The organism is Mucilaginibacter sp. GW821-FHT07H05 (assembly GCF_059418485.1).
The window spans coordinates 217,003-228,958 of record NZ_JBWKPY010000002.1 but is presented as its reverse complement, the minus strand read 5'-3'; the positions used below and the strand labels follow the sequence as shown (position 1 = coordinate 228,958).

9 protein-coding genes are annotated in these 11,956 nt (G+C 44.9%); 8 read left to right on the top strand and 1 reads right to left on the bottom strand.

From position 1 onward, the window contains the following. Nucleotides 1-162 precede the first annotated feature (162 nt). Together AC07M6_RS05020 and AC07M6_RS05015 are read left to right on the top strand one after the other, a co-directional pair. Nucleotides 163-1,782, top strand: a complete 1,620-nt coding sequence (locus AC07M6_RS05020) for a M28 family metallopeptidase (RefSeq protein ID WP_494887828.1) — start codon at nt 163-165, stop codon at nt 1,780-1,782. A gap of 234 nt (nt 1,783-2,016) precedes the next feature. Continuing rightward, entirely contained in the window at nt 2,017-2,439 is a 423-nt protein-coding gene (locus AC07M6_RS05015; RefSeq protein WP_494887827.1) for an energy transducer TonB, read from the top strand. Between the two features lie 179 nt (nt 2,440-2,618). On the opposite strand, the gene AC07M6_RS05010 is transcribed toward AC07M6_RS05015, so the two are convergent. After that, the gene (locus AC07M6_RS05010) at nt 2,619-4,025 is read right to left on the bottom strand and encodes an MBL fold metallo-hydrolase RNA specificity domain-containing protein (RefSeq protein WP_494887826.1); all 1,407 of its coding nucleotides are present in this window, start codon (nt 4,023-4,025) and stop codon (nt 2,619-2,621) included. 135 nt (nt 4,026-4,160) lie between these two features. On the opposite strand from AC07M6_RS05010, the gene AC07M6_RS05005 reads away from it, so the two are divergent. From AC07M6_RS05005 to AC07M6_RS04980, 6 genes are all read left to right on the top strand, one after another. After that, nucleotides 4,161-4,532, top strand: coding sequence for a BlaI/MecI/CopY family transcriptional regulator (locus AC07M6_RS05005; RefSeq protein WP_494887825.1), 372 nt, complete (start codon nt 4,161-4,163; stop codon nt 4,530-4,532). Between the two features lie 10 nt (nt 4,533-4,542). Then, complete coding sequence (locus tag AC07M6_RS05000; RefSeq protein WP_494887824.1) at nt 4,543-6,546, top strand: TonB family protein; 2,004 nt, start codon at nt 4,543-4,545, stop codon at nt 6,544-6,546. A gap of 72 nt (nt 6,547-6,618) precedes the next feature. Next, the gene (locus tag AC07M6_RS04995) at nt 6,619-7,026 is read left to right on the top strand and encodes a hypothetical protein (RefSeq protein ID WP_494887823.1); all 408 of its coding nucleotides are present in this window, start codon (nt 6,619-6,621) and stop codon (nt 7,024-7,026) included. Nucleotides 7,027-7,149: 123 nt separating this feature from the next. Next, nucleotides 7,150-8,484 (top strand): sigma-54-dependent transcriptional regulator, encoded by a 1,335-nt coding sequence (locus AC07M6_RS04990; RefSeq protein WP_494887822.1) that lies wholly within the window; start codon nt 7,150-7,152, stop codon nt 8,482-8,484. Nucleotides 8,485-8,660: 176 nt separating this feature from the next. Further along, a complete protein-coding gene (locus tag AC07M6_RS04985) occupies nt 8,661-10,631 on the top strand; it encodes a KUP/HAK/KT family potassium transporter (protein WP_494887821.1) in 1,971 nt (656 codons plus the stop codon). 41 nt (nt 10,632-10,672) lie between these two features. Beyond that, entirely contained in the window at nt 10,673-11,923 is a 1,251-nt protein-coding gene (locus tag AC07M6_RS04980) for a sensor histidine kinase (RefSeq protein ID WP_494887820.1), read from the top strand. Nucleotides 11,924-11,956 lie beyond the last annotated feature (33 nt).

Genomic DNA, 11,956 nt, shown 5'->3' with positions numbered 1-11,956 from the left:
CGGCACTTTAGTTGAGATTTTGTTCGGTAATTTCAAAATGCACGCAAGCCTAAATATTAACCATTGCCACTTCCCTGTAACAAATTTGTTAGCCCAATTATAGCAATAGTGGGCACCCGTTTTTTTAAGTTTGTTTATCGCTAACTAAAACTGACAAACAAAATGAAAAAATCTTTACTTTTTACTTCCCTTTTGCTTGCTGCCGGTATTACGGGCACCGCCTTTGCGCAGGAACCTGTTGATGCCGCCATGAATGCAAAACTACGCGAGGAAGGATTGAACCACTCGAAGGTGATGGACATTGCCTTCCACATGACTGACGTTGCCGGTCCGCGTTTAACTAACTCGCCCGGCTTAAAAAAAGCGCAGGAATGGGCTGTTAAACAATTAACCAGCTACGGCCTGGTAAATGCCAAACGCGAACCATGGGGCACCAAATTTGGTAAGGGCTGGGAAGTGCAAAAAAACTATGCCGCTATTACCGTGCCTTACTATCACGCCATTATTGCGATACCTAAAGCCTGGACAGCTGGTACCAACGGCCCTATTAAAGGCGAGGTGGTATTAATGAAAGCTGATACCGTTACCGACCTGGAAAAATACAAAGGTAAGCTGGCCGGTAAAATTGTAATATTTGACGCAGCCGGATTACCTGAGCGTGCTATCCGTGCAGACATGTCGCGCTATACTGATGAGCAACTGGCCGAAATGGCTAAAGCAACCCTGCAGGGTGGTGGCCGCGGACAAGGCGGTGGCCCACGCCGTGGGGCGCCGGGCGCTCCGGGTGCTAATAACCCGTTTGCCGCTGCCATGCGTGCACGTGCGTTCCGTGGAACTCTTAATACATTTCTGGCGGGCGAAAAAGTTGGTTTAATATTAAGCCAGGGCCGCGGCAGCGATGGTACTACTTTCACTACCAATGGTGCATCGTACCTGGATACAGCTAAAATTGCAGGCGCTGAACTGGAAACCAGTACCGAAGATTACCAACGCATTTTACGCCTGGTTAAAGCCGGCGAAAAAGTGGTAATGGAAGCCGACGTTAAAACCCAGTTTTTCACTGATGATGCGATGGGTTATAACGTAGTAGCAGAAATACCGGGTACCGATAAAACCCTGAAAGAACAAGTGGTGATGATTGGTGGTCACTTCGACTCGTGGCATGGTGGTACCGGTGCAACAGATAACGCTGCCGGTAGCGCTGTAATGATGGAAGCCATGCGGATATTAAAAGCTGTAGGCTACAAACCCAAACGCACCCTGCGCATTGCTTTATGGAGCGGCGAGGAGCAAGGCCTATTTGGTTCACGCTATTATGTTGGCCAGCACTTTGGCGATCGTACAACCATGAAATTAACTCCTGAGCACGCTAAAATCTCGGCTTACTATAACCTGGATAACGGTACCGGGAAAATCCGCGGTATTTACCTGCAGGGCGATTCGGCTGCGCGCCCAATTTTCCAGGCCTGGTTAGATCCCTTTAAAGACCTTGGCGCAGGCACGGTTACCGTAGGCAACACAGGCGGTACCGACCACCAATCGTTCGATGCGCTGGGTATCCCGGGCTTCCAGTACATACAGGATGGTATGGACTACAACACCCGCACCCACCACAGTAACCAGGATACTTACGACCGCCTGGTTGAAAACGATTTGAAGCAGGCGGCTACCATTGTAGCATCATTTGTATACCATACTTCAGAGCGTAAGGATATGATCCCGCGTAAAGCATTACCTGCGGTGCCAACTCCACCGGCACCAGGTGCAGCAGGCGGCAGATAATATTTAGCCGAAAGCTAAAAAGACTAAAGCGAAAAGCTTTATCTGTATTAACACAAAGCGTCCCGATAACCGGGGCGCTTTTGTGTTTTTAAAACCTTTCGCCTTTAACCTTTCAGCTTTTACCTCCCTAAAAATTTATTTTATTTTTCTCTTGCATTTAAATAACTAAAGTATTAGTTTTGATTAACTAATCAATTAGTTATTGATTTCAATTAACTATTAAAACTAAAGACAATGAAACTACCTTCTTTTAAAAGCAGCCTGTTAGCCTTAATAGGCATGGCTTTATTTACCTTCAATGCGTCGGCACAAAAAAAGGCGAAGACCGATCCTAACCAGGTTTACACCGCGGTAGAACAATCGGCCGAGTTTCCGGGCGGGCAAAACAAGTTTGCATCGTATTTAGCCAAAACCATCCATTATCCCGCGGCTGCCCGTAATGGCAATGTACAGGGAAAAGTATTTGTGAGCTTTGTTGTAGAAAAAGATGGCTCGCTGGGACAATTAAAAGTAGTACGCGGCATAGGCTCGGGCTGCGACCAGGAAGCCGTTAGGGCATTAGCTGCCGGTCCCAAATGGAAACCCGGTAAACAAAATGGCAAGGTAGTAAGGCAACAATACACCGTCCCTATCAACTTCAGCTTAGTTAAAGCATAAAATATTAAACGCTCCACCTTAACCTAAACTTTACGTCTGCCTCCCGCCTCTCTGCGAAAAAGAGCAAGGTAGGGTGTAGAAAGCCGCTTTACCGGGATGGTAGGGCGGCTATTTTTTTATACCCCCCGCCCCCTAAAGGGGGGGCGTGAAACTAAAAATGCACTGTTCCGGTTCCCCCTTTAGGGGGTTAGGGGGCATTTCTGATGCTGAAAAGGTATCTCCACATTTTCGAAACCCTTTTCCTTCAACTTCGCGGCAAAATGCTGCTGCACTTCATATTCGCCGTGTACTAAAAATATCTTCTTTACCTTATCCGGGTCCTGGCCCGCGATGAAGTGCAGCAGGTCCTCGTAATCGCCGTGGGCACTCATAGATCTGATGGACTGCACATCGGCTACCACATCATACATTTCACCAAAGATATATACCTGTTTATCGCCGTTGATCAGGTGGCCGCCTAAGGAGCCCGGCTCACAGTACCCTACCATCAGGATGGTATTTTGGGGCTTACCGATATTGTTCTTGATATGGTGTTTTACCCGCCCGGCCTCGGCCATGCCCGATGAGGAGATAATCACACAGGGGCGCGGGTCGTTATTTAAAGAGATCGACTCCTCGGTCGATTCGATAAAACGCAGGCCCGTAAATGAAAAAGGATCGGCATCTGTTTTTAAAACCTCATTTACATTTCTGTTAAAAACTTCGGGATGGTCTTTTAACACCTGGGTAGCTTTGGTTGATAGGGGGCTGTCAACAAAATACGGCACATCGGGTAAAACGCCTTTCTGTTCCAGCGCGTTCAGGGCAAACAAAATTTCCTGCGTGCGGCCAACACTGAAAGCCGGGATAATCACTTTTCCCTTGCGTATTATACACGTTTGCCGGATGATCTCCAGCAAAGCGTCCTCTATCGGCCCGATATCCTTATGCAGCGAATCGCCGTAGGTTGATTCCAGCAGGATATAATCCGACTGGCGGAAATTCTGCGGGCTTTTCAATATCATATCGCCATAGCGGCCCACATCGCCGCTAAAGGTAATGTGGGTATCCTTGCCGTCTTCGGTTACGGTAAGGTGCATTACAGCGCTGCCTACTACGTGGCCCGCATCGGTAAAATAAAGCTTTACATCGGGCGTGATACTAAACTCTTCGTGGTATTCAACTATTTTAAACTGGCGCATAGCCCGTATGGCATCTTCCTCGGTATACAACACTTCCAGCGGGGGGAGGCCTTTTTTAGCGCGGTGCTTGTTGGTAAAACTGGTATCCTGCTCCTGTATCTTAGCCGAATCAAGCAACAGGATCCGGGCCAGGTCCATCGTTGCCGGGGTGCAGTAAATGGGGCCGCTAAAACCTTCGGCTACCAGGCGGGGTATTAAGCCGCAATGATCGATATGCGCGTGCGATAATACCAGGTGGTTCACCTTTTTGGGGTTAAACCCAAAATGCTCGTTCATATCGCCGGTTTGCTCGCCCATGCCCTGGAACATGCCGCAATCCAGCAAAATATTAGTGCCGTTATTTAACTGTAATAAGTGTTTACTGCCGGTTACGTGGCGGGCAGCGCCATGAAAGGTTATATGCATAGTTGGTAAGGAATAATTGGAACGACAAAATTGTTTGAAATGTGCAAATAAATTTGCGAAACTAAGATATTAGTTTTATGTTTATTTAATATTCTGAAATCCCCGTGCAATATGGGGAATTAAATTACTGATATTATGGAAATTAAAGAATTAACCCGTGCCGAAGAACAAATTATGCAGGTACTTTGGCAGCTGAAAAAGGGTTTTGTAAAAGATGTGATCGATATTTTGCCGGAGCCTAAACCTGCTTACAACACGGTATCCACCATTATCCGGATATTGGAAACTAAGGGGTTTATAGACCATACCGCGTTTGGCAAAAGCCACCAATACCATCCCATCATCAGCCGCGAGCAATACCAAAACTTTGCTACCGATAAACTGCTGAACGGATATTTTGACAATTCGGTAAAACGAATGTTCAGTTTCTTTGTACAAAAAGAAAAGATAGACCTGAAAGAAGCTGATGAAATTATGAAACTGATAGAAAGACTTAAAGAGAATTAATAAATAATTTATGACCTGGTGGCATTATTTATTACTGGCTAATGTGTACCTCACATTGTTTTTCCTGTTTTACGCATTGTTTTTGCGTAAGGAAACCTTTTTTAACCTGAACAGGGTTTACCTGGTAAGCTCGGCCTTATTGTCGTTCTTTATCCCCATTATCCAGTCGAGCTGGATAAAAAACCTGTTTATTACCCAACGGGTAAAAGAAACGATTTACCAGGTTGGCCCTACCGTAATGCATAGCTTTAAAGTAACCGCCAATGCCGCCACACACCATCAACAACTTACCTTAGGTCAAATTTTATTAGGCATTTATGTAACCGGGATACTGGTATTAACCGTTAAATTTATTTACCAGCTGGCTGTTATCAATTATGTCATCAGTCAGCCTAAATCAGATACATCCTATTCGTTTTTTAACCGCATCAGGATAGAAGAACGGGATACCGATAACGATGCCATAACCGCGCACGAACAGGTGCATGCCCGCCAGTGGCATTCGGCAGATGTGCTGCTGCTGGAAACCATCATGATCCTTAACTGGTTTAACCCGGTGGTATACCTTTACCGCAACGCTGTAAAATACATCCACGAGTTTATTGCCGACCGGGACGCCCTTAAAGCCGGCTTAAACAAGGCCGATTATGCGATGTTGCTGGTTAGCCAAACCTTTATTACGCCGCCTTATCACCTGGTTAATCCTTTTTTTAACAGTAGTTTGTTAAAGCAGCGCATCCAAATGCTGCATAAAGATAAATCGCACTGGGCCATGCTGATGAAGTACGGCCTGTCGGCGCCATTGTTTGCTTTGATGCTGGTATTATCATCGGCCACGGTAAACAACAGTAAAACCATCCAGGTTATAAACCAAACCGCATCTGATGTTTTTAAAACCCCCGCATCGCAAACCTTTAGCACAGGTGTGATATCCGAAGCCGATCAGGAAGATCTGGAGGCGGTAATTAAACAGCACCAGCAAGGCGCCGCTATGGCAGCAGTAACTGCCGATGGCACACAAACCGATGCATCCGGCAAGCAAATCGTATCCCGTATTGAACGCGGCGCCGAATTTCCCGGCGGCATCCAGGCTTTTGGCGATTATTTATCCGAAAATATCCGCTACCCGGTAGAGGCACGGCAAAAAAATGTTCAGGGTAAAGTATTCTGCAGTTTTATTGTAGAAAAAGATGGCAGTATCAGCGGCTTAAAAGTAGTGAGCGGTATTGGCAGCGGCGCTGATGAAGAGGCGATAAGGGTACTATCGGCTATGCCAAAATGGGAGCCGGGTACCCAAAACGGCGCCAATGTGAGGCAATTGTATACCGTGCCCATCAGTTTCTCCTTATCGGATACCCCGGCAAAACCGGTGAATGATACCGAGGTATTTACCGCGGTAGAGCAATCGGCTATGTTCCCCGGCGGGATGGATGCTTTTTCCAGGTATTTATCTAAAACTATCCGTTATCCTATGGAAGCCCGCGAAAAAAGGATCCAGGGTAAGGTGTTGTTAAACTTTATCGTTGAAAAAGACGGTTCCATATCTGATATCCGCGTAGCGCGCGAAACTGGCGGTGGTTTAAGCGATGAAGCCGTAAGGGTTGTAAAACAATCGCCCAGGTGGGTGCCGGCCATGCAAAACGGCGTACCGGTAAGGCAGCGTTATACTACCCCTATCAGTTTTTCGCTGACGGATGACCTGGTTGCCGATACCCGTAAAGATGCCGCTATGCAACCCAATACATTTATAATACCTGCTATTAACGAAAGGCTTGCTGATACCAGCAGCATGGAGGCCCGTTTTGTATCGCACATTAAAAGCCAAACTGCACCGGTAACCGATGCTAAAATTAATCAGCCGGTCGCTAAAGCTGGCGGCATTAAACCCCTTAATATATTAAAGGATAAAGCGGCAAAAAGCATGTTTAGTGAAAAAGCTACCAACGGCATTGTTTTGATGCTAACTAAACGCAAGCCCTTTTACGATCAGGAAAGCCTGGCAACCGACCGGTAATTAGTAACGATTGTGTTACATGTATGTTGATATATTAATACCTATCTTTAAGTATTAACCTCAATCATCATCATGAACCTTAAACTAATTATCCAACTATCCCTTTTTGGGCTTATTATGGCTTTTGCCACAGTTTCGCTGATCCCTGAAAAAATTGAATGGGTTTTCTGGCTCTTCATATTTGTGTTTGTTGCTTATGTAATTGCTAAAGTAGGCACGGGCAAATATTTTTTACACGGGCTGATGGTGAGTGTTTTTAACAGCATCTGGATAACGGCAGTACACTTTTTCTTTTTTAACAGCTGGGCGGCGCATCATCCGGATATGGCGCTGATGGGGAGCAATTCAGCCTATTTCGGTACCCACCCACGTGTTATGATGCTTTGCATGGCTTTACCCTTTGGTGTAGTGTTTGGCATTTTCCAGGGTTTGTTTGCACTCATTGCCTCTAAAGTGGTGAAACCGCGTGTGGTTTCATAGTCGGGTTTTACAATTAACTGCTCATAAGAACAAACACTGATCTATTATTTATCGGGTGCAGGTAATTGTTTTACAATTTTTCTAAGTTTGGGTGTATTCTTCAAAACACTACAAATTGCCGATATGCAACATAATATACTGATCATTGATGATGAAAGGAAACTGAATGGCCTGCTAACGCGCATTATTGGCTTAGAGGGCTATCAGGTTTTTCAGGCATACACCGGTAAAGAGGGTTTAAAAATAGTTGAGCAGGAAGATATCCATGTAGTGATCAGTGATGTTAAACTCCCCGATATTAACGGGATAGAACTGGTTAAGCTGATCAAAACAAAAAAGCCATACGTCGAAATTATTAACCTTACCGCTTTTGGCACCATAGCCGACGGTGTACTGTCCATCAAAAACGGCGCTTTTGACTACATCACCAAAGGCGATGATAATGATAAAATATTGCCCATGCTAAGCAAGGCAATGGATAAGGTATTGCTGCAATTGCGGGTATTGGAGCTGCAAAACAAAATAGTAAAGCAGTATACCTTCGAAAGTATCATCGGCCAATCAAAACCTATACTTGCCGCTATCGACCTGGCCAAAAAAGTCTCGGTAACCGATACTACCGTGATGCTGTTAGGCGAAACCGGTACCGGGAAAGAGGTTTTTGCAAACGCTATACACTACAACAGCCCGCGTAAGGCTAAAAATTTTGTAGCAGTTAACTGTAGTTCATTTACTAAAGAATTACTGGAGAGCGAATTATTTGGCCATAAGGCGGGCGCGTTTACCGGTGCATTAAAAGATAAAAAAGGATTGTTTGAAGAAGCCAACGAAGGCACGCTTTTTTTAGATGAGATTGGCGAAATGAATATAGACCTGCAAGCCAAAATACTAAGGGTAATTGAGCATGGCGAGTTTATAAAAGTAGGCGATACCAAAACCACAAAGGTTAATGTGCGCATGATAGCAGCTACCAACAGGGACCTGGAAGGAGAGATTGATGCAGGCAACTTCAGGCAGGACTTGTTTTACCGCCTGGCGGTTTTCCAGATCACGCTGCCATCCTTAAACAACCGGAAAGAGGATATTGCTTTACTGGCCGAGCATTACCTGGCCGAATATACCCGTAAAGTTGACCAAAAGATCTCGGGCATGGCCCCCGGGTTTGTAGCCTGTTTAGAGAAACATCACTGGAAAGGCAATATCAGGGAACTGAAAAATATGATTGAACGAGCGGTTATTATTTGTGATACCGATACCCTGACACCGGATTTGCTCCCGCTTAATTTTTATGATGAACCGGGCAACTCACCGGCATCGCTTAGCCTTGCCGCGGTTGAAAAGCATCACATTAGCAAAATCCTGCAGTATACAAATGGTAATAAAACAGAAGCGGCCCGCTTATTGGCCATCGGTTTAACAACCCTATACCGCAAAATAGAAGAATACCAGTTAAACTGATCCCCGTAAACTACTCGTCTCTACCGCCCCATTTTGAAAGGGACCATACCATTTTGAAATGGTTTGTCGCCGGTTAAAAAATTAAATATGCCGCTCAATGCGCTTATTTGCGGTTTTTAGATACTGGCATTGGGCTTGCCATGCACTTTGCTTATCATAAGCATTTGTACTAAAACATGAACACCCATCTAAAAAAATTATCCCTTGCGGGGATGCTGGTTACCCTTGGTATTATTTTCGGCGATATCGGCACATCTCCTTTATACGTTTTTCAAACCCTGCTGATAGAGGGGGGCAAAGTAGATACCGCGCTGGTATTGGGCTCTATCTCCTGCATCTTCTGGACACTCACCCTGCAAACCACCTTTAAGTACATCTTTATTACGCTGCAGGCAGATAATAAGGGCGAAGGCGGTATCTTTTCGCTTTATGCACTGGTTAGGCGTTATGGTAAATGGCTGGCCATACCTGCCATTATCGGCGCCGGTACTTTACTGGCCGATGGTATCATTACACCGCCTATATCTGTTACATCGGCCATTGAAGGTTTAAGTCTGGTACCGGCCCTGTCCACCGTTATTGTACCGGGCAACCACCTGGTATTGGGTATAGTAATTACCATTATGGTACTGTTGTTTGCATTTCAGCAGTTTGGCACTAAGGTAATTGGTTCGGCATTTGGCCCGGTCATGTTAATTTGGTTTGTTATGCTGGGCACCTTAGGCACTATACAGATACTGCATTACCCCGAAATATTTAAGGCTTTAAACCCTTATTATGGTATCAGGCTACTGGTTGATCATCCAAAAGGGTTTTGGCTGTTAGGCGCGGTTTTTTTATGTACTACGGGTGCCGAGGCCTTGTATTCAGACCTGGGCCATTGCGGGCGTAAAAATATCCAGGTAAGCTGGATGTTTGTTAAAACCACCTTAATGCTAAACTACCTGGGGCAGGGCGCCTGGGTATTAATGCAGCCGGCCGCTAAAGATTTTACCGGCGTAAACCCGTTTTTTGAAATAGTGCCGCATTTCTTTTTAATCCCCAGCATTGTCATAGCCACCTTAGCTACCATTATAGCCAGCCAGGCGCTCATCAGCGGCTCATTTACCCTCATCAGCGAGGCCGTGAGCATGAATTTCTGGCCGCGTATCACCATTAAATATCCGTCAAACATCCGCGGGCAAATATATATCCCCAGCATTAACTGGATATTGTGTTTTGGCTGTATAGCGGTTTCGTTGTATTTCCGCACATCGGTGGCCATGACGGCGGCCTACGGCTTCTCTATCACCATCGCCATGCTGATGACCACTATCCTGATGTCGTACTATATGCGTTATGTAAAGCACTGGCCGTTTTGGGTTGTAGTGCTGTTACTTTGCATTTTTTTAACTGTAGAATGCTCGTTCTTTGTAGCCAACGCGGTTAAAATAGTAAAAAGGCTGTTCTTCCTGGTATTTGAAGTTGGGCTGATATTCACCATGTATATCTGGTTCAGGGCACGGAAGATCAATAACCGGTTCCTGCATTTTGTAGATCTGAAAGATCAGTTGCCCATATTAAATGCCCTGACTAATGATGTATCTATTCCCAAGTACTCAACGCATTTAATCTATCTTACCAAAGCAAATAACAGTAAGCAAATTGAACAAAAGATCCTGTACTCAATCTTAAGCCGCAGGCCTAAGCGTGCGGATACTTATTGGTTTGTACATATTGAACGTACCGACGAACCATACACCATGGAGTATAGCGTTAACCCTATTGAAGAAGGAAAAGTGATCAGGGTAGAGTTTCGCCTGGGCTTCAGGATCCAGCCAAAAGTTAATGTGCTGTTCCGTAAGGTAGTGGAAGACATGGTTGTCCGGGGCGAGGTTGATATTACCAGCCGTTACCCATCATTACGGCATTACAACGTAGCCGCCGATTTCAGGTTTATCATTATGGAAAAATTCCTGTCGTACAATAACCTGTTCAGCGTTACCGAAGGGTTTATTTTACGCAGTTACTTCGCCATTAAAAAACTGGCGCAGTCAGAAGCAAAAGCATTTGGATTGGATACCAGCGAAACCCGGGTTGAAAAAATACCTTTGGTTGTTAAGCCGGTAACTAATATCGCGTTAAAAAGAGTTGACCCGGCTTTATAAAACCGAAGCAATAAATATCGATCTTGTAAATATTTCAAGTCATGAGCATTAAAAATAAATTGCGTGTGGGGATTACCTTTCTCTTTTTACTGGCACTGCTATGCTCGGGCTTCGCTGTTTACTACCTGCAAAAACTATCTGATGAAGCTAAAGTTATTTTGAAGGATAATTACAGCTCATTAAATTATGTAGAAAATATTGCTTCGGCCTTAGATAATCCCCAAATAACCAGGCAGCAGATTATCCAAACCATTAGTAAGGATTTAGCGGCCCAGCAACATAATGTTACCGAACACGGCGAAAAGCAATTAACTGACTCACTGCAGGTTTTATTTACACAATATAAAGGCGCTAATGATGTGGTAACAGTATCGGCTTTAAGTTTAAAAATGAGGCGCGTTATTTATGCTATTATGCAGCTAAACCGCAATGCCATTATGCAAAAAGGCAAAACGGCTAATGATACGGCTAACCACGCGCTCATCATCGTATCCATGATAGGGGCGGGTTGTTTTATGATAGGCTTTACCTTTATGGTTAATTTCCCGGATTATATAGCTACGCCCATTGATAAGCTTACCGATGACATGGAAGATATAACGCTAAAAAATAATGCTAAAACAAACTTTATCGCCACCATATCGCATGAACTGAAAACGCCGATATCGGCTATTAAAATGAGCTTGAAATTACTGGAAGATGAACGGGTGGGGCATATCAATATCGAACAAAGGCAATTACTGGAAAACATAAATGATGATACGCGCCGCCTGCTGCAAATTACCGGCGAACTGCTGGATTTGGCCCAGGCCGAGACGGGTAATATTAAACTTAATTTTGGTAGCACCCACCCGCAAAACATAGTTGAATATGCCGTTAAGGCCGTGAAATTTATTGCCGACCAGCGTAACGTAACCATCAGCACCCGCTATGATGAGGATTTACCCAACGTATTGGCCGACCTGGATAAATCAACCTGGGTATTGATCAACTTATTATCAAACGCTATTAAATACAGTCCCGAAAATGTTCCGGTTGAATTAAGTGTTTACCAAACGGGGCGCAGCATTGGGTTTGAAGTGAAAGACCACGGCCCGGGGATAGAGCCACAATACCTATCCCGGATATTCGACCGGTTTTTTAAGGTCCCGGGGGTAAATGCCGGACTAACCGGTACGGGGCTTGGTCTGGCCATAGCAAAGGATTTTATCGAGGCGCAATCGGGCAAAATCAGCGTAAAAAGCCAGATAGGCGCGGGCAGTACCTTTTGTTTTTTATTACCCGTAGGATAAAAACAATTGGCTTAAGCCGCAAAAACCTACCTT